Origin of the sequence: Pontibacillus halophilus JSM 076056 = DSM 19796, from assembly GCF_000425205.1 — a bacterium.
In the GTDB taxonomy this organism is placed as follows: Bacteria; Bacillota; Bacilli; order Bacillales; family BH030062; genus Pontibacillus_A; species Pontibacillus_A halophilus.
On record NZ_KE384328.1, the window covers coordinates 42329 to 65153 of the forward strand.

Sequence of the window (22825 nt, forward strand, 5' to 3'; positions counted from 1 at the left end):
TATAGAGAGACAAGCTTTATGTGGTCTAAAGGAGGAATTACCTTGCTTAAGGACTTTTTTAGCAAGAAGAAAAAATATGCGTCGATTCCCCGTGAAGAGGCGAAGCAAGATATCCCAGAAGGGCTCATGCAAAAATGCCCAAACTGCCAGAAAATTTTCTACCGTAAAGAGCTAAGTAAAGCTCAAAACGTATGCCCAAATTGTGATTTCCACCATCAACTATCCGCATACGAGCGGATTGAAGGCTTAGTAGAAGAAGGCACCTTTACAGAGTGGGACCAAGGACTATTATCTGATAACCCGCTTCAATTCCCAGGTTACGAGGAGAAGGTTCAGAAAGACCGAGAAAAGACAGGGCTTAATGAAGCTGTCGTAACTGGTAAAGGTTCGATTGAAGGCGTAGAGACTGCTCTAGCTGTGATGGATGCGCGCTTCCGAATGGGAAGTATGGGCTCTGTTGTGGGCGAGAAGATTGCAAGAGCAATTGAGCAAGCTCGTAAAGACAATCTTCCATTTATCATCTTTACAGCAAGTGGTGGGGCGAGAATGCAAGAAGGCGTGCTAAGTCTCATGCAGATGACCAAAACGTCTGTAGCCATCAAGCGTTTTAGTGAAGCAGGAGGTTTAATGATCTCAGTCATGACCCATCCCACAACAGGAGGGGTTTCTGCAAGCTTTGCGTCAATTGGAGACTACAACTTTGCAGAACCAGGTGCATTAATCGGGTTTGCGGGCCGACGCATTATCGAACAAACGATAAGAGAGGAACTACCTGAAGACTTTCAAACAGCTGAATTCCTCCTTAAACATGGCCAGCTCGACCAAGTCATCCATCGTCATGACATGAAAGAAACATTAAGTACGATACTCGATATCCACACAACAGGAGGAGACGAGGTATGAAACAAGTCTTAGAATTTGAAAAGCCTGTTATGGAATTAAAAGAAAAGATCTCAGAGCTCAAAAATTTCACAGCTGATAGTGATATTGACTTAACTGAAGAAATTCAAACACTTGAGGAACGATTGGCAAAGCTTGAGCAAGATGTGTATGGGAATATGAAGCCGTGGGACCGAGTTCAAATGGCTCGTCATGGTGAACGACCAACGACACTTGATTATATTGAGCACTTATTTACAAATTTCCTTGAGTTTCATGGAGACCGACTCTACGGTGACGACGAAGCGATTGTATCTGGAATTGCTAAGTTTGACGGTCGGCCTATAACAGTTATTGGTCACCAGCGTGGGAAAGACACGAAAGAGAATCTTCGACGTAATTTCGGCATGCCTCACCCAGAAGGCTATCGAAAGGCGTTGCGTCATATGAAGCAAGCGGAGAAATTTAATCGACCGATTATTTGCTTCATCGATACGAAGGGTGCATATCCAGGGAAAGCCGCCGAGGAACGCGGTCAGAGTGAAGCCATTGCGAAGAACCTTATGGAGATGGCTGGAATCACGGTTCCAATCATTTGTATCGTTATTGGCGAAGGTGGAAGCGGAGGCGCCTTAGCGTTAAGTGTAGGTGACCGTCTGCATATGCTTGAGAATTCCACATACTCTGTAATCTCACCAGAAGGTGCGGCAGCGTTATTATGGAAAGATTCAACGTTAGCACAGAAAGCTGCGGAGACGATGATGATTACATCTTATGACTTGAAGAAGCTGGATGTAATTGATGATATTATTTCAGAACCTAAAGGTGGGGCTCATCGTGATGTAGCGCTTCAATCCCGTCATATTCGTCAAACAATCGAGCGTAGTATGAAAGAATTACTAGCCTTGCCAGAAGATGAATTACTTGAACAAAGATGGGAAAAATATAAAAAGATAGGTGCATATCGCGGAGATGAAGCCTAAAATGAGCGTGCAACAGCCTTGTTGCACGTCTATGTTTTTTGTTTTTACATTTTTCCTGTTGTCGGATAAATGATGAAAGGGTAAAATTAGTTTTTGGTTCATCCTTCATTTGACCTGAATCGTATGATTTAGGAAAACCGATAAAGGGAATTTAGTTGTCAGAGAAGCAATGAAAGAAGTATGGTATTCTTAGAGGACAGTCTAAATTTTTTATGAACTATAGTAACGAGGTGATATTGGATGAAGAAAATTGGGGTTCTAACGAGTGGTGGAGATGCTCCAGGTATGAATGCAGCCATCCGTTCTGTTGTCCGTAAAGCCATTTACCATGATGTTGAAGTCTATGGTATTTATTACGGTTATCAAGGTTTAATCGATGGTCATATCGAAAAAATGGAGCTAGGTTCTGTTGGTGACATTATCCAACGCGGTGGGACGAAGCTTTACACAGCACGCTGTGAAGAGTTCAAAACACCTGAAGGTCGCCAAAAAGGGATTGACCAGTTAAATGAGTACGGCATTGAGGGACTTGTTGTCATTGGTGGCGACGGTTCATTCATGGGTGCAAAGAAATTAACAGAAGCGGGTTACCCGTGTATTGGGGTACCTGGAACAATCGATAACGATATTCCACTAACAGATTTTACAATCGGCTTTGACACAGCCATTAATACGGTTATTGAAGCAATTGATAAAATTAGAGATACAGCGACTTCTCATGAACGTACATATGTTGTGGAAGTAATGGGAAGAGATGCTGGTGATATTGCTCTTTGGACAGGTCTTGCTGATGGTGCAGAAAGTATTCTAATTCCTGAAGTCGAGGAAGACTTTGAAGATGTAATTGACAGACTGAAGCGTGGGCACGAGCGCGGGAAGAAGCACAGCATCATTATCGTCGCAGAGGGTATGGGAAGTGGCTTTGATTACGGCAAGCGTATTCAAGAGGCAACGGATCTAGACACTCGTGTGACAGTGCTTGGACATACACAGCGAGGTGGATCACCAACCGCTTTCGACCGTGTATTGGCAAGCCGACTTGGTGCGCGCGCAGTCGACCTATTGCTTGAAGGGAAAGCAGGACGCATGGTTGGGATTCAGAACAACCAGCTTGTTGACCATGACATTATTGAGGCACTTAACAACAAGCATCATCCTAGCCTTGATATGTATAAGCTATCCAAGGAATTATCCATTTAAGCAGACATCGCGTCTGGGAACGTTCTCAAATCATGAGATGATTGGGAGTATTTAAGAGGAGGTACAGAAATGAAAAAGACAAAAATTGTAAGTACGATTGGACCGGCTTCCGAAGCTACAGAAACTCTAGTACAGTTGATGGAAGCAGGTATGAATGTAGCACGCCTAAACTTCTCTCACGGTGACTTTGAAGAGCACGGAAACCGTATTAAGAATATCCGTGAAGCATCTAAGCGCACAGGTCGCACAACAGCGATCTTGCTTGATACGAAAGGACCTGAAATTCGTACAGGGCTATTCAAAGATGGCGGCACTTACCTAGAAAAAGGTTCTACTGTGTATATCACGATGGACCAAGACCATGAAGGAGACAAAGAGCGTTTCTCCGTAACTTATGAAGGCTTAATCAATGACGTTCATAAAGGCGGAAAAATCCTACTTGATGATGGTCTAGTTGAGCTAGAAGTGGAAGAAGTCTTAAAGGACCAGAACGAAATTAAAACTACGGTTCTTAACAATGGCCCAATCAAGAACAAAAAAGGTGTAAACGTACCAAACGTAAGCGTGCAACTTCCTGGAATCACAGATAAAGACGCTAACGACATTCTTTTCGGTGTTGAGCAAGATGTAGATTTCATCGCAGCTTCTTTCGTACGTCGTGCATCTGACGTGCTTGAAATTCGCGAACTACTTGAGAAGAATAACGCTTCTCACATTCAAATCATCCCTAAAATTGAAAACCAAGAAGGCGTTGACAACATCGACGAGATTCTTGAAGTCAGTGACGGCCTAATGGTTGCACGTGGTGACCTTGGTGTAGAAATTCCTGCAGAAGAAGTGCCTTTAGTTCAGAAGTCGCTTATTCGTAAATGTAACAAAGCAGGTAAACCTGTTATCACTGCGACTCAAATGCTTGACTCTATGCAACGTAACCCTCGTCCAACTCGTGCGGAAGCAAGTGACGTAGCGAACGCAATCTTCGATGGTACAGATGCGATTATGCTTAGTGGTGAGACAGCTGCCGGGGATTACCCAATTGAAGCAGTTCAAACGATGTATAACATCGCTGTTCGTGCTGAGCAGTCTCTAGATCATGATGTCATCTTAAACAACCGTACACGCGCAAGCGATGTAACAATTACAGATGCGATTAGCCAATCTGTAACGCACACGGCGATGAACTTAGATGTGAATGCCATTATCACACCAACTGAAAGTGGTCATACGGCGCGTAACATCTCTAAATACCGTCCTAAAGCTCCAATTGTAGCTGTAACATTCAGCGAGCGTGTACAACGCATGCTTTCTCTTGTATGGGGCGTACATGCGGTTACAGGTGAAAAGGCTGAATCTACGGATGATATGCTTGCGATCGCAATTGACGGCGGCCTAAGCACAGGACTATTTGACCGTGGTGACCGTGTCATCATTACAGCTGGAGTACCAGTAGGCGAAAGTGGTACAACAAACCTAATGAAAGTACACGTTGTAGGTGACGTACTAGCGAAAGGACAAGGAATTGGGCGTAAATCTGCTTTCGGACGTGCAGTGGTAGCGAAAACAGCTGACGAAGCGTTGAACAAAGTAGAAGAAGGCGACATCCTTGTAACAATCGGTACAGATAAAGACATGATGCCTGCGATTGAGAAAGCTGGAGCTCTTGTAACAGAAGAAGGCGGTCTTACTTCTCATGCGGCAGTTGTTGGCCTAAGCCTTGGAATTCCTGTAGTGGTTGGAGTAACAAACGCAACTTCTACAATTCAAGACGGAAGCGACATTACGATTGACTCTTCTCGTGGAGATATCTACGAAGGTCATGCAAGTGTCCTTTAAGTGATAAACTTGAGATAAACAAAGCCCCTCAAGGAAAGGATGATCCTTTTCTTTGAGGGGTTTTTGTGCAAGAAGTTATGATGTAACGTCATGTCTAGTATAATAGAGGCAAGCTTACTTCTTGAAAGGAAGATGGCATATGTTTCGTTGGTTACTATTATTTATTCTGATTGTACCTGCCCTTGAGATTGGTGTACTTATCTGGGCTGGCAACTTAGTGGGCCCGTGGTGGGTGATCCTGCTCATTATTCTAACCGGTATCTTAGGTGCATACTTGGCAAAGCAACAAGGTTTAGAGACCTTAAATCGAGCGCGTACCCTTATGAATCAGGCTCAAGTTCCTCAAGATGAGATATTTGATGGTATTTGTATTCTAATTGGAGCGGTTGTACTGTTGACGCCTGGATTTATCACGGATGCAATTGGATTTACGCTACTCTTGCCAGCAACACGAGCGCCTATCCGTCATGCTCTAAAACGAACAGTACGAAAAATGATGGAGAATGGTCAAATTACAATCTTTAGAAGGTTTTAATAAAAAGGAGGGAGCTCTTCGTGAGCTTCCTCCTTTTATTGATTTGATGATCCGTAAATAAATGTCCAGAGCTTCTCAAATAGCTTTGCTTGATGGAGTGTGTTGATGAATACTAAGACAACTGGTCCGACAAGTAATCCAAGGAACCCGATTAACTTATAGCCAACAAATAGCGCAAGTAAAGTTGCAAGTGGGTCTATTCCGATATTACTCGACAATACTTTAGGCTCCATCATTTGTCGTTGTACGATTACGATGATGTAGAGGATGGCAAGACCAATCGTCATGAAATAGTTTCCTGTAAAGAACATATACAACATCCACGGAATGAAAATTAAGCCTGTTCCTAAGTAAGGCAGCAAGTCCACGATTCCAGTGATCACTGCAATTGTAATCGCATATTCCACTCGTAAGATGACCAATCCTAATAGAACAATGAAAGCCGTAATGGAAATTAAGGTGAATTGAGCTCTAATGAAACCGACGAGTGCTTGCTTCAATCCTTGGAAGACAGTCTCGGTAGATTGAATAACGGACGCTGGAAATAGTTTAGTTGCAAATTGACTAAATCGCTCCCAGTCTTTGCTTATAAAAAAGGCGCTGAGTAAAGAAAAGACCAAGACAGTTGCAAATTCAGGAAGCTTCCCGAGCTGCATTGGAATCCACTCAAGGATGGACTTTAAGATTGTAGCCCCGCTCTCTGCAACATTGGTGCCAATCTGTTGTACTTGTTTCAAGACTTCACTTTGTTGCTTTGCATCCAAAGTACTTAACAATGAAGTAAGTGATTCATATACAGGGAGGATCTGTGATGTGACAAATTGTTCTACATACGTTACAAGAGACTTGAAATGGACTGGAAGTTGAGTGGCTAAATGAGTCGTTCCGTTAATCAACTCAACGACGACGATTGTCATAATACCGATAAGAGAAGCTACGATGAACAGTAGCGTCACCATGACAGCTACCGTTCTAGGTAACTTCACCTTCTCTTCTAGTAGGCGGACGAGCGGGTGAATCAGGAACGCAATGCCTAATCCAATGAGAAAGGGATACGTATATAGAGATACATAGTAAAGTGCCACGAACAAACCCGCTGTAACAAGTAACACGATCAAGAAACGGACGATTCTCCACAAATAAACCATGTAGTGCTGGTCCACTATTTGCCACCCCTTTTGCCGCATAGAGTAGAAAAATGCAGCTATGGTAAGATGAGGAAAGAATGATAATTTAGGATAGGAGGGCTTCTGGTTGATCTCACCATCTACAATCTTTCTACTAATTCTATTTATATTAGGATATATAGGGAAAAATCAGTCAATTATGCTAGCTGTGTATATTTTATTTGGTATTAAACTACTGAAATTGGACGATAAAGTGTTTCCATACTTAGAAGCAAAGGGAATTAGTATAGGCGTTACGGTGATTACGATTGCAGTCCTTGTTCCCATTGCAACAGGAGAAATTGGGTTTAAAGAGTTGTGGACGAGTGTGAAATCCTATTATGGCTGGATTGCACTTGGTGCAGGGGCATTTGTAGCTTTAATTGCGAAGAATGGACTCACTCTATTGGCGGACGACCCGCAGCTAACCACTGCTCTTGTCATCGGCACCATCTTAGCTGTTGTCTTCTTTAACGGAGTGGCAGTAGGACCATTAATTGGAGCTGGAATTGCATATATGACGATGAAAATTGTCGACACATTCTTAAAAATTATAGGTTAGATTGGCGTAATATCAGGGGAATTCCTACACTAGTAGGAATTTTCTTTATAATTTAAACGGTTTCAATTCACAAAAATCTGAACATTGTTTATAATTGGAGATGGGGATGACTTCCTACTATTCAGTTAGGATATTAGTTAAGCGTTTTCTTAATGGAAGTTAAGAGAACGTACATGGGGAAATTTATTTGAAAAGGGGAGAGATTACATGGCAGTGACTAGAGGTCTTGAAGGGGTTATTGCAACTGAATCTTCTATTAGTTCAATTATCGATGATGTACTCACATATGCGGGTTACAATATTGATGATTTAGCAGAACATTCTAGTTTTGAAGAGGTTATCTATCTACTATGGAACAATAAACTTCCAACTTTTGAAGAATTAGCTGAGTTGAAGCAACAATTGAATAAGGAAATGAGATTGCCTGAAGGAGTCATAAACCACCTTAAGTCTTATGACTTAAAGTCTGTTCATCCTATGGCAGCACTTCGTACAGCCATCTCCATTCTTGGGTTATATGACGAAGAGTCAGATGTAGTAGAAGGAGAAGCGAATAAACGTAAGGCTATTCGTATTCAGGCCAAGCTTCCTTCCATTGTGACAGCTTTCGCACGCATTCGAAATGGCGAAGAGCCAGTACAACCAAAGGAGAACCTTAGCTTTGCGGCTAATTTCCTTTATATGCTGAAGGGCAAAGACCCTGAGGATATAGAAGTAGAAGCCTTTAATAAAGCACTTGTTCTACACGCTGATCATGAATTAAATGCATCCACGTTCACCGCTCGTGTGTGTGTGGCAACTCTATCTGATGTGTATAGTGGAGTTACTGCTGCAATTGGAGCGCTTAAAGGACCGCTTCATGGTGGTGCGAACGAGCGTGTAATGCAAATGCTAACGGAAATTGGTAGTGAAGAGAACGCCATCCCTTACATTGACGAGAAGTTCCAAAATAAAGAGAAGATTATGGGCATGGGACACCGTGTATATGAGAATGGTGATCCACGAGCCAAGCATTTGAGAGAAATGTCTAAAGAATTAACGAAAGTAACGGGTCAGTCTAAATGGTATAACATGTCTATTAAGATTGAAGACTATATTAAAGAAAACAAAGGCCTGCCAGCTAATGTGGACTTCTACTCTGCTTCTGTTTACCACAGTCTAGGTATTGAACACGATTTATTTACTCCAATCTTTGCTGTCAGTCGTGTTTCTGGATGGTTAGCTCACATTCTAGAACAGTATGAGAACAACCGTCTGATTCGCCCACGAGCAGACTATACAGGAAAAGAAGGTCAATCTTACATTCCTATTGAGCAGCGCTAAAAGCACTTGATGAAACAGGCTGGGAGATGACCTTCCTTGCCTTGTTTCTCTATGTATATTTTGCCAAAGTGTGTTTCTTTATCGTATGATGAAAACGTAATCTACTAGATTATAAGACTATTAGGAGGGATTCTTGTGGCACAAGGAGAAAAAATCACGGTAACAAATGGGGAACTGAACGTACCAAACAAACCAATTATTCCGTTCATTGAGGGTGACGGTATTGGTCCAGACATCTGGGCAGCAGCTCGTAGAGTCATTGAAGCAGCCGTTGATAAGGCGTATAACGGTGAGCGTGCCATTGAGTGGAAGGAAGTTTACGCGGGTCAGAAAGCTTATGACCGCACGGGGGAATGGCTTCCTAAAGAAACGTTAGATACAGTACGAGAATATCTAATTGCCATTAAGGGGCCTCTTACTACACCAGTTGGTGGTGGAATTCGTTCTTTGAACGTTGCTCTTCGTCAAGAACTTGACCTATTCACATGCCTACGTCCAGTTCGCTATGTGGACGGCGTACCTTCACCGGTTAAACGCCCTGAAGATACTGACATGGTCATCTTCCGTGAGAATACGGAAGACATTTATGCTGGTATTGAATGGCAGAAAGGTACACCAGAAGTGAAGAAGGTTATTGATTTCTTACAGAACGAAATGGGTGTACATAATATTCGTTTCCCTGAAACGTCTGGTATTGGAATTAAACCAGTGTCAGAAGAAGGGACAAAACGTCTTGTTCGTGCTTCAATTGAGTATGCACTTCGTGAAGGCCGTAAGAGCGTAACCCTTGTTCATAAAGGGAACATCATGAAGTTTACAGAAGGTTCCTTTAAGTCTTGGGGATATGAAGTGGCTCATGAAGAGTTTGGCGATAAAGTCTTCACATGGCAGCAATACGACCAAATTGTTGAAGAACAAGGTAAGGAAGCAGCGAACAAAGCTCAGGATGCAGCGGAAGCAGAAGGCAAGATCATTGTGAAAGATGCGATTGCAGATATCTTCTTGCAGCAAATTCTAACTCGTCCAAAGGAATTCGATGTCGTGGCTACAATGAACCTAAACGGGGATTACATTTCTGATGCCCTTGCAGCACAAGTGGGCGGAATCGGGATTGCTCCAGGTGCGAACATCAACTTTGAGACTGGTCATGCTATCTTTGAAGCAACTCACGGGACTGCACCAAAGTATGCTGGCCTAGATAAAGTAAATCCATCATCTGTTATTCTTTCTGGAGTGCTAATGCTTGAGCACCTAGAGTGGAGAGAGGCAGCTGATCTAATCGCGAACTCAATGGATCGTACAATTGGAAGTAAGACCGTAACGTACGACTTTGCTCGTATGATGGAAGACGCAACAGAAGTGAAGACTTCTGAGTTTGGTGATGCTTTAATTCAGAACATGGATGCATAAATAACTGAACTTTGAAAGGGGAAGATGACTGTGACCATTAACAGAAAGAAAGTTTCTGTAGTAGGAGCCGGATTTACTGGAGCAACAACAGCTTTCTTAATTGCGCAAAAGGAATTGGCTGATGTCGTGCTTGTAGATATCCCGGACAATGAAAACCCAACTAAGGGGAAGGCGCTTGATATGTTAGAAGCAAGCCCTGTTCAAGGCTTTGATTCTAATGTGACGGGTACAAGCGATTACGCCGATACGAAAGATTCAGATGTTGTCATCATCACAGCAGGGATGGCTCGTAAACCAGGAATGAGTCGCGATGACTTGGTTGCGAACAACGCTGGAATTATGAAGAGCGTGACACAGCAAATCGTGAAGCATTCTCCTGAGACGACGATTATTGTACTAACTAACCCTGTTGATGCGATGACATATACGGTCTTTAAAGAATCTGGTTTCCCTAAAAACCGTGTCATCGGTCAAAGTGGTGTATTGGACACAGCTCGTTTCCGCACGTTCATCGCACAAGAGTTGAACATGTCAGTGAAGGACATTACTGGTTTTGTTCTTGGTGGTCATGGCGATGATATGGTTCCACTTATTCGTTATTCTGCAGCTGGGGGAGTTCCACTTGAGAAGTTGATCTCACCAGATCGCCTAGAGGAGATTGTTGAGCGTACTCGTAAGGGTGGAGGAGAGATTGTCAACCTGCTTGGGAACGGAAGCGCGTATTATGCTCCGGCGGCAGCCATTACCGAAATGGCAGAAGCTATCTTAAAAGACCAGCGTCGTGTATTGCCTTCTATCGCTTACCTTGAAGGAGAATACGGCTACTCAAACATCTACTTAGGTGTACCAACTATCCTTGGTGGTAACGGTCTTGAAGATGTAATTGAGCTTGATTTGACTGCTGATGAGAAAGAAGCACTAGATAAATCAGCAAACTCTGTTAAACATGTTATGAGCGTAGTAGACGCTTAATCTTTATTTAGGAAAACTCGGTTGCGATAACCGAGTTTTCCTATTATAGTTAAAGAAAGCGTTTACAAAGGAGTGGGCGTATGATTGGGAAAAAGCGAAAGCTCGGTAAGAAGATTCAGCAGATTGAAATCGGAGAACGTGTTCAACATGATCATGCGATTAAAGATCAAGATATCTTGCTCTATTCAGGCCTCACAAATGATGCGAACCCTCTTTGCATCCAACATGACTATGCCTCACAGACCTCCTTTAAAAGACCAATTGTTCCAACTGCCATGTTAACGGGAATTGTCACTTCACTCGTTTCCCGAGAACTACCTGGACCAGGTTGTTATATTCAAGATATTCATCTTTCATTCCCGACACCTACGTATCACTACCGAAATGTATCCCTTCAATTAACTGCCCAGAGCATGAACGTAGATCAGAACGAACTTGTCGTACAGGTACATGCTTCTAATGAGGAAGGTGAAGACCTAATCACTGGTACACTAACGGTGCAGCCGCCGAAAGAAGTGGATGCGTTGAATGGAACTTCTCTCGATAATTTCTACTAAACCTTACTGCTCAAGCAGTAAGGTTTAACTTTGTTTAAATGAAGATGCGGTTCATATGTTAAAATCACATCGAGGTGATGATATGAGTTTTTATGTACCGTTATTAATTATTGGAGGTTTGACAGGCTTACTCCTAATGGGGATATTGAAATCGATTCGAAAGAGTAGCTGGTACCATGCTGCCCGTCTTACTCTTCTCGTTAGCGCCCTGTCTGTTGTGGCTAGCTATTTCGTCTATAGTGGAGAAGAAGGAGTCATTTACATGTTTCTAAGTATAGGGCTTGGAATTGGCCCGCTACTTACGTTTATTGTAAAGAGCCTTAAAACAAACTAAATGTAAATTCCCTGAAAATATTACGTTAAGAAACAGTAAAGTAAAAGGATAGGGTGAAGTTATACCTTTTGAAAACCTTATTCTCATTGTATGATAAATGTTAAGACATGATTTCATATGTGCTTGTGTGAAGAACTTTGAACTGAGGTGTAGAAATGGCACAGAGAATTTTAATAGTTGATGACGAAGAATCCATTGTGACTCTACTTAAATATAATATTGAGCAGTCTGGATTTGAAACAGAGGTTGCTTATACTGGACGCGAGGCATTGGACCAGGCTAATGAACAATCCTTTGACCTTATTGTGCTAGATGTAATGCTTCCGGAAATGGACGGGATGGAAGTGTGTAAGCAATTGCGCCAGAAGCAGGTTGATACACCAATCTTAATGTTGACTGCGAAAGACGATGAGTTTGATAAGGTGCTCGGTTTAGAATTAGGTGCAGACGATTACTTAACCAAGCCGTTTAGCCCAAGAGAAGTTGTAGCACGCATTAAGGCAATCCTTCGTCGCAGCATCGCCCGTGTCAACGAAACAAAAGACGACATGGAAGAAATCGCGTTGGGCGACTTAAAGATCTATCCTGAACAATACGAAGCAACCATTAAAGGGCAAGGACTTGAATTTACGCCGAAAGAGTTCGAACTGCTCCTCTACCTAACGAAGAACAAGGGCCGAGTATTGTCGCGTGATCAATTGCTAAGTGCCGTATGGAATTATGATTTCGTAGGGGATACGCGAATTGTGGATGTTCACATTAGCCACCTTCGTGAAAAGATTGAGCCAGATACGAAGAAGCCGGTATACATTAAAACGATACGCGGTTTAGGGTATAAGATGGAGGATCCAACGAGAGATGCGTAATACATACTCCCGCCCATTCTTAACGTATTCCATTTTAGCAATTTTGCTCATGCTAGGACTCGGTTTGATACTTGGTCAGTTGACGAGGAATTTTGTCGTGGATGTGATTGAAGAACGGGTTGAGGATGAAGCCGTTTTCCTCTCCAACACCCTTGAAGGGCAATCGGATCTTCGAGATTTGGATGGGTTGAGCAGAGATTTAGATCTTGGACTGGCGTTTATATCTAGCTCTGGAGAAATACTTCATAATTCAGCGAGCGAGAAGCTTGAGTTAACAGATGTAGAAGATGAGCATTTTAAGGCTTACATGAATGAAATCGAGAATGGTGACCATCGAAATAAGCAAGGTACCATTAAGGAGAATTTGTTTTTTTACCCGTTCGAAATTAACTCTCCTCAGCTAGAAGGTTCTTTAATCGTTGTTGTAACGATCGATTCGCTATCCAATATTACGAGCAATATTTGGTTGTTAATTGCTGCGACGCTTCTTATCGCAATCGTGGTCATGGTCATCCTTGGTAAGAATATCTTCGAGAAATACGTTAAACCGATTCGTTCTGCTTCTCGCGTTGCGAACGAATTGGCCGAAGGGAATTATCGAGCGCGAACTTACGAAGGGCACTTCGGAGAAGCGGCTCAGTTGACCCATTCCATTAACGTACTTGCCCGTAATCTACAAGAAATGACGATGCAACAGGAGATGCAGCAAGACCGATTAGAAGCGGTAATTAATAATATGGGGAGCGGCTTAATGCTGATTGATGAGAAAGGGTACATCAATCTTGTGAACCGTGCATTTCTAGAGAGTTTCGGTGGCGGGAAATTTGATTATCTAGGGTTCCTTTATTATGAGGCGGTTGACCAAGAAGAAATTCATAAATCAGTTAAATCCGTATTCATGACAGAAGACCGTGTACGAGAGTCCTTTATCCTTCCTCTGCAAATTGAGAGAAGGTTTATGGAAGTTGTCGGAGCTCCTATCTTTAGCGAAGGAAAGGAATGGAAAGGCGTTGTACTTGTCTTCCATGACATTACGGAGTTAAAGAATTTAGAGCAAATGCGTAAAGACTTCGTGGCCAACGTATCTCACGAATTAAAGACCCCAATTACATCCATTCGTGGTTTCTCAGAGACGCTACTTGAAGGTGCAATGGATGATGCGGGACTGCGTGAGCAATTCCTCTCTATTATACTGAAGGAAAGTCAGCGACTCCAATCACTGATTACAGACCTGTTGGAACTATCCAAGCTTGAGAAAGAAGAATTCCAACTTCAGCTTGAACAAGTTCAAATTAAGGAATTGATTGAAGATATTGTGCCAATCGTTCTGCACCAAGCTCAAGAGAAAGGCGTTTCCTTAGAAACAGACCTCACTGTGAACCCGGTGATTGAGGGTGATTCAGCACGTTTGAAACAAGTCATCATCAACTTGATTACAAATGCCATTAACTATACACAACAAAGTGGTTCTGTGTATGTCCACTTAAGTGAGTTACAGCATGAAATCAAGATTGCTGTAACGGATACAGGAGTTGGAATCCCTGAAGAGGACATTCCAAGAATCTTCGAGAGGTTCTATCGTGTAGACAAGGCTAGAAGTCGTAATTCTGGTGGTACTGGGTTAGGGCTTGCCATCGTGAAACACATCGTTGAAGCTCACCAAGGTCGTATTGAGGTAGAAAGTGTTTATGAAGAAGGTACGACATTCTACATTTATCTTCCAAAAAGTTTACTAAAAGTTAACAAACAGTTTAATTAGGTTTTATATTGTCTTGGTAAATTTACTATGAAACCCTTTCATCCAAGGTGTTTTCTTTTTTTGACGGAAGCCCATCCCGCTTCCGTTACTTACCTTGAGTCCAGTGCACATTTGTGCACTGGCTTTTTTATTTATGGTGGGATATTTTTGAAACTATTCTGCTCGATCGTCCGTACCTAGTACTACACAAGTAATAGGGGGAGAGACGATGACGCTTAAGCAAATTTATATGTATATGGGGCTGTTAGTAGGCATCATCTTGTTAGGGGTCGTTGCGATTACGAGTTGGTATACCGTAGATGAGTCTGAACAAGCAGTTATTCTTACATTTGGAGAGGCTGAAGAGAGCATTACCCAACCTGGTCTTCACTTTAAAATGCCGTGGCCTGTTCAATCTGTAGAGAAATTATCGAAAGAAACCTTTAGTCTAGACTTTGGATTCAGTGATGAAGATGGTGAAAAAGCCAACGAAGTTAAGATGATTACAGGAGACGATTACATTGTGATGGCTGATTTAGTCGTTCAATGGAAGATAACGGAACCAAATAAATACTTATTCAATGCAACAAATCCTGAACATATTCTGAACAATGCGACCTCCGCTTCCTTAAGAGGAGTAATTGGGAGTTCTGAGATTGATGAAGCGTTAACGAACGGAAAAGCAGATATTGAAAATCGAGTCCGAGAGAATTTGATTGGGTTAATTGAAACGTATGATATCGGCATCTCTGTTCTCGATGTGAAATTGCAAGAGGTAGACCTACCAAATGAAGACGTAAGAAAAGCCTTTACGAAGGTTACAGATGCGAAGGAAACGAAAAATACAAAGCAAAATGAAGCAGAAAAATATAAAAACCAACAGACTGAAGAAGCGTTAGGAGAGAAAGATGCAATTATCTCTCGAGCTGAAGGGGATAAAGTGGAGCGAATCGAGAAAGCCAAAGGGGACGTAGCTCAGTTCAACGCCTTGTACTCTGAATACGAGCAAAATAAAGAAGTTACAAGAGATCGTCTCATTATTGAAACGTTAGAAGATGTCCTTCCACAGGCGAAAATTTATATTATGAATGATGACGGCAATACGATGAAGTATCTACCGCTTGACCCAGCCAATACGAAGAAAGAAGTGGTTCCACCTAAAGAAGAACAAAATCAAGCGGAGGAAGGAGAATCTTCTAATGAGTGATGAGACGTTTCAAGAGGCGAATCAAAGCAATTCACAGATGGCAAGGCGCTTTATCAAGATTGGCTTAGGGGTGCTCGCGCTCGTCTTATTGTTAGTCGTGTTGTTTAACAGCTTTCTGATTGTCAAAGAAGGAGAATACAAAGTCATTCGTCAATTTGGTGAAGTTGTGCGGGTGGAAGACGACCCAGGCCTTAAGTTTAAAATCCCTCTCTTACAAACGGTAACGACCCTTTCGAATAAGCGGATGGTTTACGATGTGACTGAGAAAGAAATCAACTCCCTTGATAAGAAACGAATGATTATTGATAACTATTCAGTATGGGAAATCACCGACCCTGTCCAAATGATTAACAACGCTCGTACGGTTGTAAACGCTGAAACGAGGATGGGTGAATTTATCTTCTCTGTTGTACGATCTGAATTAGGTCAGATGAATCGTTCGGAGATTATTAATGAGGAAGAATCATCAAGAGGACATCTAAATGAACAGGTGACAAAACGTGTGAACGAATTGCTTGAACGAGACCAGTATGGAATCAGGGTCGTAGATGTACGAATTAAGCGCACAGATTTACCTGATGAGAACGAAGCAGCAGTCTACAATCGAATGATTTCAGAACGTGAATCGAAAGCTCAAGAATATCTCTCTCAAGGTGATGCAGATAAGAAGCGGATCACCGCTGAAACAGATAAGAATGTAAAAGAGATGTTAGCCAAAGCCAATAAGGAAGCTTCAGAAATCCGGGCTGAAGGAGAACGTGAGGCAGCGCAAATCTATAACGATGCCTTCTCTAAAGATGCGGATTTCTATCAGTTGTATCGCACCTTAGACTCTTATAAGAAGACCATTAATGAAGAAACCACGATTATATTGCCACAAGATTCTCCATATGCTGAAATGCTAACTGGCTATTTCAATTAAGGAAAGATGGGCGTCTTTTTTCTTCTGCTACGGAACGTGGTAGAATAGAGGAAAATGACGCCTGTTTTTTTTATTTCTATAGCAACTAAAGGAGTGCCCACTATGACCAATAAACTTGTATTATTAGACGGTAATAGCATTGCCTATCGTGCGTTCTTTGCATTGCCATTGCTTAGTAACGATAAAGGCATACATACAAACGCAGTATATGGATTTACAACGATGCTGCTTAAAATTCTAGAGGACGAGCAGCCAAGTCATCTTCTTGTCGCCTTTGACGCGGGGAAGACAACCTTCCGTCATAAAACGTATGAAGAGTACAAAGGTGGACGTGAGAAGACGCCTTCTGAGTTATCCGAGCAATTCCCAGTCATTCGCGAATTGTTAGATCATTTCGGGATCCGTCATTACGAGCTTCCACAGTATGAAGCAGATGACATTATCGGAACACTAGCACGTCAAGCTGAGCAAGAAGGCTTTGACGTGAAAGTCATAAGTGGAGATCGTGATTTGCTCCAATTAGTATCAGAACGAGTATCCGTAGCCATGACGAAGAAGGGAATTACGAACATCGAGACGTATACGCCTTCCTTTATGGAAGAGAAGGTGGGAGTACGAACCGATCAATTTATTGATTTGAAGGCACTCATGGGGGATAGTTCAGACAATATCCCAGGTGTACCGGGAGTTGGGGAGAAGACAGCAGTAAAGCTATTAACTCAATTTGGCAATCTCGATAGCATATACGACAACTTGGACCAAGTTAGTGGGAAGAAGTTGAAAGAGAAGCTAGAAACGAATAAAGAGGAAGCGTATATGAGTCAGCAACTTGTAACGATTGAAGTTGCAGCCCCTATTGAGGTCGGGCTAGCTGATGTGAATTATGATGGCTATGACACGACTGAGGTATCTCGATACTTTAAAGAACTAGGATTCCAGTCTTTAATGGGACGGATTACAGGTGAAGAGGTGGAAGAAGCTACTCCTGAAGATCTTCCTGAGCTACATTTCACCATTCTTGAAGAAGTTAAAGAGGAGCATCTTGGACAACCAGCAGCACTAGTAGTTGAGATGTTAGGTGAGAATTATCATACTGCTGAAGTTGAAGGAATTGGGCTTGTTCATGAAGCAGGAGCGTACTTTATTCCAACTTCTGTCGCAATGGAATCAGAACTCTTCAAGAGTTGGTTAGAGGATTCACAACAAGAGAAATATGTATTTGATTCAAAGAAAACATATGTTGCATTAAAGCGATTTGGAATTGAAGCGAATGGGCTTTCCTTTGATCTATTAATCGCCTCTTACCTGATTAATCCGTCTGAGAACCATCACGATATCCCGTCTATCAGCCAGCGTACGTTAAAGACGCCAATTTCGTATGATGAGAATGTGTATGGCAAAGGGGCGAAAATGAAGGTTCCTGAACAGAGCGTTCTCGCAGAGCATGTTGTAAGGAAGACAGATGCACTATTTCAGATGAAGTCACAAGTTGTGGAACAACTTCAAGAAAACGAACAAAGAGAGCTCTTCAATGAGCTTGAGATGCCACTATCCACAATCTTAGGGAATATGGAGCATACAGGTGTAAAGCTTGATTTAGAACGACTAAACGCAATGGGCGAAGAATTAAAAGAGCGCTTGGGTCAAATTGAATCAGACGTTTATGAGTTGGCAGGTGAAACCTTTAACTTGAACTCACCGAAACAGCTAGGCCCAATCCTATTTGAAAAGCTAGAACTCCCGGTTATTAAAAAGACTAAGACGGGTTACTCGACATCGGCTGATATACTAGAGCAATTGCGTGATAAGCATGAAATCATTCCTAAGATTCTAATCTACCGTCAACTTGGCAAGCTGCAGTCCACTTATATTGAAGGATTGCTGAAGCTTGTGACAGAAGATGAGCACAAAATCCATACTCGTTTCAACCAAGCGCTAACCCAAACGGGTCGTCTCAGTTCGACTGAACCGAACTTGCAGAACATTCCAATTCGATTAGAAGAAGGACGTAAGATTCGTCAAGCCTTTATCCCTTCTGTATCAGGTTGGAAAATCTTTGCCGCAGACTACTCTCAAATCGAATTGCGCGTATTAGCACATATCGCGAACGACGATAAGTTGATTCAAGCCTTTAATGATAGTGAGGACATTCACACGAAAACGGCAATGGATGTCTTTCATGTTAATAAAGAAGACGTAACAGACCAAATGCGTCGACAAGCGAAAGCGGTCAACTTTGGAATTGTCTATGGAATCAGTGATTTTGGCTTGTCTCAAAGCCTTGGGATCTCAAGGAAGGAAGCTAAAACGTTTATCGAACGTTATCTCGAGAGCTATCCTGGAGTAAAAGATTATATGGAAGAAGTCGTACAAAATGCGAAACAAACTGGTTACGTAACAACACTAATGAACCGTCGCCGTTACTTACCTGATTTAACAAGTCGTAACTTTAATCAAAAGAGTGCGGCTGAGCGTACAGCTATGAACACTCCTATTCAAGGCACTGCTGCAGACATTATTAAGAAAGCCATGATTGACTTGCATGAACGTCTTGAAGAAGAACAGTTCGAAGCGAATTTGTTGCTTCAAGTACACGATGAACTTATTCTAGAAGCTCCAGAACACGAACTAGAGAAATTGAAAGATGTTGTTGTCGATGTGATGGAACACACTATTGAATTGAGCGTGCCACTGAAGGTCGATTATTCTTATGGGCCTACGTGGTACGATGCAAAATAGAAGGAGGCACGAGTGCACCAATGCCTGAACTCCCAGAAGTTGAAACGGTTAAACGAACCTTAGACCAGCTTATCCTTAATAAAACCGTTCAAGATATTGAAGTGAAATGGGATAACATCATTCAAAGGCCGAAAGAGGTTCAAGAATTTATTGAACTGCTTGTTGACCAGACTGTTCAATCCGTATCGAGAAGAGGCAAGTTTCTTCTCATCTATTTTGATACTCATGTCCTTGTCTCCCATCTAAGGATGGAAGGTAAGTATGCGGTTCATCCAACAGATGCGGAGGTGGCGAACCATACCCATGTCCTCTTTCACTTTACCGATGGTACAGACCTCAGATATCAAGATGTGCGGAAGTTTGGTACGATGCATATCTTTCAAATCGGAGAGGAATTTAATCACGCGCCTCTGAATCAACTGGGACCAGAACCATTTAGCGACTCGTTTACAGCGGATTATCTTTATGAACGCTTGCACCGTACGAGTCGACATGTGAAGACGGCCCTCTTGGATCAGACCGTTGTGGCGGGGCTTGGCAACATCTACGTTGATGAAGTGTTATTCAACGCGGGCATTCATCCAATGAGGCGTGGGATGGACCTTACCCATGGTGAGACCGAAGTACTTGTGAAAGAAACGGCAGCTGTTCTAGCCTCCTCTATTGAACAAGGGGGCTCTACCATTCGTACTTATTTGAATTCACAAGGTCAAATTGGTTCGTTCCAGAAACAGCTGAACGTCTATTCAAAGGAAGATGAACCTTGTGTTACTTGTGGAGCACCAATTGTGAAGATGAAAGTCGGTCAACGAGGCACACACGTATGTCTTAATTGTCAGAAGTAACTGCGAACAGAATAGAACCCTCCTCCATATACTACTCGTAAAAAAACGGAGGAGGATTCTTTGTTTATGACAGAACTTGCGACATTACTCCTACTTGCGTTTGCTGTCAGTCTTGATAGTTTCACAGTAGGATTTACGTACGGGATGAGGAAGATTGTACTGTCATTTAAAGCAATCCTATTCATTGCGATAATTTCAGCAGGAACGTTTTTCGTGTCGATGCTGATAGGTAAATTTCTATCGTCTTTATTGTCGCCACATTACACAGAGTGGATTGGCGGCATGATTCTTATAGGGATTGGGACATGGGTTGTATTTCAAGTGTTCCGCTCGAACGAAGAAGACCATGAGCACCACCCTTACTTATTGAATTGGGAAATTAAATCGCTAGGCCTTGTTGTTCAGATACTGAGAACCCCAATGACAGCGGATATTGATCGTTCAGGTAAGATTAATGGCATTGAGATTCTATTGTTGGGTTTAGCTTTATCCATTGACGCGTTCGGTGCGGGGATTGGAGCAGCCTTGCTAGGATTTGCACCAGTGCTAACTGCCTTATTCGTGGCGGGGATGAGCAGTTTGTTTTTGTATGCCGGCTTAACAAGTGGGCGAATTCTGTCTTATTGGAGATGGATGCAGAATTTATCCTTTTTACCGGGTATTATTTTAATCCTACTCGGTGTAATGAAGATGACGTGAAAGAGAGGGGAGAGATCCCGTGAGTCTCGTAATTGGATTAACAGGAAGTATTGCAACGGGTAAGAGTACTGTTGCGTCTATGATTAAAGATATGAATATTCCGGTCATCGATGCTGATGAACTGTCAAGAGAAGTAGTCGAACCTGGTGAAGCAGCGTATCAGCAAATTAAAGAAACCTTCGGTGAAGGTGTGTTTCAAACGGATGGTTTCTTAGACCGTAAAGCGCTTGGGCGTATCATATTTAATGATGAAGAGAAACGAAAACAATTAAATGATATTGTACACCCTGCTGTCCGTGAGCGAATGCTTGAAAAGCGGGATGATTACGTAGAACAGGGGACACGCGCCGTTGTTCTAGATATACCTTTGTTATTTGAAAGTGGGTTATCTCACTATGTAGACCGTACATTAGTAGTGGCAGTTGATGAGGACACACAGCTTAAGCGACTAATGGAGCGAGATGAAAGTACAAGAGAAGAAGCGTTGAGTCGCATAAATGCCCAGATTCCAATCAGTGAGAAGGCTGAGATGGCAGATGCAGCGATAGACAACAGTGATACGAAAGAGCAGACGTTGCAACAGCTACAGTCAATCCTTTGGTATTGGGACGCTTGGGAAGGGACTGAGTAACCTCGGTCCCTTTTTTTATGTATACATAATCAGCAGTGGGAGTATGGTGATAGTGGCGGGAAGTATTGCCAAAAAAGGATGTCAATCTCGTTCTAATTGTGTTACACTTTTTATAAAATAAAATAAAAAGTATGGCATATTCGGAGAGGGGTAATGGATATGAAGGCACGCGTAGCGATTAATGGATTAGGTCGAATCGGTCGAATGGTATTTCGTCAGATTATAGAGGATGACCAACTGGAATTGGTGGCTGTTAACGCTAGCTATCCACCTGAAACGTTGGCGCACCTCGTTAAGTATGATAGTGTGCATGGTCAATTTAACGGTTCTGTGAAAGCGCTTAACAAAGGGCTAGAAGTAAATGGGAAGCTTGTGAAGCTCTTCTCTTCTCGTGATCCGAAAGAGCTGCCTTGGGCAGATGAAAATATTGATGTTGTCGTAGAAGCTACAGGTAAGTTTAAGACAAAACAGACAGCAGGTGCTCATATTGAGGCAGGTGCTAAAAAGGTAATTATTACAGCCCCAGGGAAAGATGTTGATGCAACAATTGTTATGGGGGTAAACGAAGATGACTACGATGCAAGTGCGCATCACGTTATTTCCAATGCATCCTGTACGACGAACTGTCTCGCCCCAGTCGTTAAGGTGCTTGATGACGCATTTGGAATCCAAAATGGCTTGATGACGACTGTTCACGCGTTTACAAATGACCAGAAAAACTTAGACAATCCACATAAAGACCTCCGTCGCGCTAGAGGGTGCACGCAGTCCATTATTCCAACATCCACTGGAGCAGCAAAGGCGCTCGGGCAAGTTCTTCCACACCTTGATGGGAAGATGCATGGTATGGCGCTACGTGTTCCTACGCCTAACGTATCATTAGTTGATCTTGTAGTAGATACAAAACAAGATGTCACGGTAGAGGAAGTGAACAACGCGTTCAGACGTGCTATGGAGGGGGAAATGGAAGGGATTATCCATTACTCCGATGAACCTCTTGTCTCTATAGATTACACAACTTCTGATTACTCTTCCATTATCGACGGCCTTTCCACTATTGTCATGGAAGACCGAAAAGTAAAAGTGCTCGCATGGTACGACAATGAATGGGGTTATTCAAGACGAGTCGTTGACCTTACAAAGAAAGTGGGAAACTTACTTCTATCAAAGGAAGAAGTAACGATGTAGGGGACGAGTAAGTACGGATAAGAATGAACGAATTCGCCAAAATAAGGACAGAGAGTGAGTGAACTCTTTGTCCTTTTTGGGTTTGGTTTGATTGCTGGGGGATTTGGGGGGAAGAGTGCTATTTTGTTTCCTTCCGTTGCTGACGGACCCGCCTGCGCTTTGTCGTCTAGCTCTGGCGGGTAGCAACTACGGAAATAAGCAATCTAGCTCCGTGAGGGAAGGGCACCTCACTGCGC

Annotated in this window: 20 protein-coding genes and 1 pseudogene; 20 read left to right on the forward strand and 1 reads right to left on the reverse strand. The window is 42.5% G+C overall.

Annotation, left to right across the window (positions count from 1 at the left end; translation table 11 throughout):
* Positions 1-42 precede the first annotated feature (42 nt).
* The 5 genes from accD to H513_RS0117880 all read left to right on the forward strand — a co-directional run bounded on the left by accD (position 43) and on the right by H513_RS0117880 (position 5430).
* Positions 43-903 (forward strand): acetyl-CoA carboxylase, carboxyltransferase subunit beta, encoded by an 861-nt coding sequence (accD, locus tag H513_RS0117860; RefSeq protein ID WP_026801939.1) that lies wholly within the window; start codon positions 43-45, stop codon positions 901-903.
* Positions 900-1862: an acetyl-CoA carboxylase carboxyl transferase subunit alpha gene (gene accA, locus H513_RS0117865; RefSeq protein ID WP_026801940.1), complete on the forward strand. Its 963-nt coding sequence runs from the start codon at positions 900-902 to the stop codon at positions 1860-1862. The genes accD and accA overlap by 4 nt, the downstream gene beginning before the upstream one ends.
* A gap of 240 nt (positions 1863-2102) precedes the next feature.
* A complete protein-coding gene (gene pfkA / locus H513_RS0117870) occupies positions 2103-3062 on the forward strand; it encodes a 6-phosphofructokinase (protein WP_026801941.1) in 960 nt (319 codons plus the stop codon).
* Positions 3063-3131: 69 nt separating this feature from the next.
* On the forward strand, positions 3132-4895 hold the full coding sequence (gene pyk / locus H513_RS0117875) for a pyruvate kinase (protein WP_026801942.1): 1764 nt from the start codon (positions 3132-3134) through the stop codon (positions 4893-4895).
* 139 nt (positions 4896-5034) lie between these two features.
* A complete protein-coding gene (locus tag H513_RS0117880) occupies positions 5035-5430 on the forward strand; it encodes an FxsA family protein (RefSeq protein ID WP_026801943.1) in 396 nt (131 codons plus the stop codon).
* Between the two features lie 35 nt (positions 5431-5465).
* On the opposite strand, the gene ytvI is transcribed toward H513_RS0117880, so the two are convergent.
* Positions 5466-6578: a sporulation integral membrane protein YtvI gene (ytvI, locus tag H513_RS0117885; RefSeq protein WP_154655299.1), complete on the reverse strand. Its 1113-nt coding sequence runs from the start codon at positions 6576-6578 to the stop codon at positions 5466-5468.
* A 106-nt stretch (positions 6579-6684) separates the two neighbouring features.
* On the opposite strand from ytvI, the gene H513_RS0117890 reads away from it, so the two are divergent.
* From H513_RS0117890 to H513_RS0117960, 15 genes and pseudogenes are all read left to right on the forward strand, one after another.
* Positions 6685-7158, forward strand: a complete 474-nt coding sequence (locus tag H513_RS0117890) for a DUF441 domain-containing protein (RefSeq protein ID WP_026801945.1) — start codon at positions 6685-6687, stop codon at positions 7156-7158.
* A 207-nt stretch (positions 7159-7365) separates the two neighbouring features.
* Positions 7366-8481: a citrate synthase gene (citZ, locus tag H513_RS0117895; RefSeq protein ID WP_026801946.1), complete on the forward strand. Its 1116-nt coding sequence runs from the start codon at positions 7366-7368 to the stop codon at positions 8479-8481.
* Between the two features lie 135 nt (positions 8482-8616).
* Complete coding sequence (icd, locus tag H513_RS0117900) at positions 8617-9891, forward strand: NADP-dependent isocitrate dehydrogenase (RefSeq protein WP_026801947.1); 1275 nt, start codon at positions 8617-8619, stop codon at positions 9889-9891.
* A 30-nt stretch (positions 9892-9921) separates the two neighbouring features.
* Positions 9922-10863, forward strand: coding sequence for a malate dehydrogenase (gene mdh, locus H513_RS0117905; RefSeq protein WP_026801948.1), 942 nt, complete (start codon positions 9922-9924; stop codon positions 10861-10863).
* Positions 10864-10943: 80 nt separating this feature from the next.
* Entirely contained in the window at positions 10944-11420 is a 477-nt protein-coding gene (locus H513_RS0117910; RefSeq protein ID WP_026801949.1) for a MaoC/PaaZ C-terminal domain-containing protein, read from the forward strand.
* A gap of 82 nt (positions 11421-11502) precedes the next feature.
* The gene (locus H513_RS0117915; RefSeq protein WP_154655294.1) at positions 11503-11754 is read left to right on the forward strand and encodes a hypothetical protein; all 252 of its coding nucleotides are present in this window, start codon (positions 11503-11505) and stop codon (positions 11752-11754) included.
* A 155-nt stretch (positions 11755-11909) separates the two neighbouring features.
* Complete coding sequence (locus H513_RS0117920) at positions 11910-12620, forward strand: response regulator transcription factor (protein ID WP_026801951.1); 711 nt, start codon at positions 11910-11912, stop codon at positions 12618-12620.
* Positions 12613-14379, forward strand: a complete 1767-nt coding sequence (gene pnpS, locus H513_RS0117925) for a two-component system histidine kinase PnpS (protein WP_026801952.1) — start codon at positions 12613-12615, stop codon at positions 14377-14379. Before H513_RS0117920 ends, pnpS begins: the two co-directional genes overlap by 8 nt.
* A gap of 208 nt (positions 14380-14587) precedes the next feature.
* Positions 14588-15565: an FtsH protease activity modulator HflK gene (gene hflK, locus H513_RS0117930; protein WP_026801953.1), complete on the forward strand. Its 978-nt coding sequence runs from the start codon at positions 14588-14590 to the stop codon at positions 15563-15565.
* The gene (gene hflC / locus H513_RS0117935; RefSeq protein ID WP_026801954.1) at positions 15558-16487 is read left to right on the forward strand and encodes a protease modulator HflC; all 930 of its coding nucleotides are present in this window, start codon (positions 15558-15560) and stop codon (positions 16485-16487) included. Before hflK ends, hflC begins: the two co-directional genes overlap by 8 nt.
* A 102-nt stretch (positions 16488-16589) precedes the next feature.
* Positions 16590-19226: a DNA polymerase I gene (gene polA, locus H513_RS0117940; RefSeq protein WP_026801955.1), complete on the forward strand. Its 2637-nt coding sequence runs from the start codon at positions 16590-16592 to the stop codon at positions 19224-19226.
* 20 nt (positions 19227-19246) lie between these two features.
* Positions 19247-20071, forward strand: coding sequence for a DNA-formamidopyrimidine glycosylase (mutM, locus tag H513_RS0117945; protein ID WP_026801956.1), 825 nt, complete (start codon positions 19247-19249; stop codon positions 20069-20071).
* Positions 20072-20107: 36 nt separating this feature from the next.
* A pseudogene (ytaF, locus tag H513_RS0117950) lies at positions 20108-20770 on the forward strand (sporulation membrane protein YtaF); the annotation flags it as partial.
* A 19-nt stretch (positions 20771-20789) separates the two neighbouring features.
* A complete protein-coding gene (gene coaE / locus H513_RS0117955; RefSeq protein WP_026801958.1) occupies positions 20790-21401 on the forward strand; it encodes a dephospho-CoA kinase in 612 nt (203 codons plus the stop codon).
* A 159-nt stretch (positions 21402-21560) separates the two neighbouring features.
* Positions 21561-22589 carry a glyceraldehyde-3-phosphate dehydrogenase gene (locus H513_RS0117960; protein ID WP_036769095.1) on the forward strand — a complete coding sequence of 343 codons (1029 nt, stop codon included), beginning with the start codon at positions 21561-21563 and terminating at the stop codon, positions 22587-22589.
* The last annotated feature ends 236 nt before the right edge of the window (positions 22590-22825 follow it).

Coding starts and splice junctions, on each gene's coding strand:
- pyk (WP_026801942.1), top strand. CDS start 3,132: ATGAAAAAGACAAAAATTGTAAGTACGATTGGACCGGCTTCCGAAGCT.
- H513_RS0117915 (WP_154655294.1), top strand. CDS start 11,503: ATGAGTTTTTATGTACCGTTATTAATTATTGGAGGTTTGACAGGCTTA.
- H513_RS0117920 (WP_026801951.1), top strand. CDS start 11,910: ATGGCACAGAGAATTTTAATAGTTGATGACGAAGAATCCATTGTGACT.
- pnpS (WP_026801952.1), top strand. CDS start 12,613: ATGCGTAATACATACTCCCGCCCATTCTTAACGTATTCCATTTTAGCA.
- hflK (WP_026801953.1), top strand. CDS start 14,588: ATGACGCTTAAGCAAATTTATATGTATATGGGGCTGTTAGTAGGCATC.
- citZ (WP_026801946.1), top strand. CDS start 7,366: ATGGCAGTGACTAGAGGTCTTGAAGGGGTTATTGCAACTGAATCTTCT.
- polA (WP_026801955.1), top strand. CDS start 16,590: ATGACCAATAAACTTGTATTATTAGACGGTAATAGCATTGCCTATCGT.
- H513_RS0117960 (WP_036769095.1), top strand. CDS start 21,561: ATGAAGGCACGCGTAGCGATTAATGGATTAGGTCGAATCGGTCGAATG.
- H513_RS0117880 (WP_026801943.1), top strand. CDS start 5,035: ATGTTTCGTTGGTTACTATTATTTATTCTGATTGTACCTGCCCTTGAG.
- ytvI (WP_154655299.1), bottom strand. CDS start 6,578: ATGGTTTATTTGTGGAGAATCGTCCGTTTCTTGATCGTGTTACTTGTT.
- H513_RS0117910 (WP_026801949.1), top strand. CDS start 10,944: ATGATTGGGAAAAAGCGAAAGCTCGGTAAGAAGATTCAGCAGATTGAA.
- mutM (WP_026801956.1), top strand. CDS start 19,247: ATGCCTGAACTCCCAGAAGTTGAAACGGTTAAACGAACCTTAGACCAG.
- pfkA (WP_026801941.1), top strand. CDS start 2,103: ATGAAGAAAATTGGGGTTCTAACGAGTGGTGGAGATGCTCCAGGTATG.
- hflC (WP_026801954.1), top strand. CDS start 15,558: ATGAGTGATGAGACGTTTCAAGAGGCGAATCAAAGCAATTCACAGATG.
- accA (WP_026801940.1), top strand. CDS start 900: ATGAAACAAGTCTTAGAATTTGAAAAGCCTGTTATGGAATTAAAAGAA.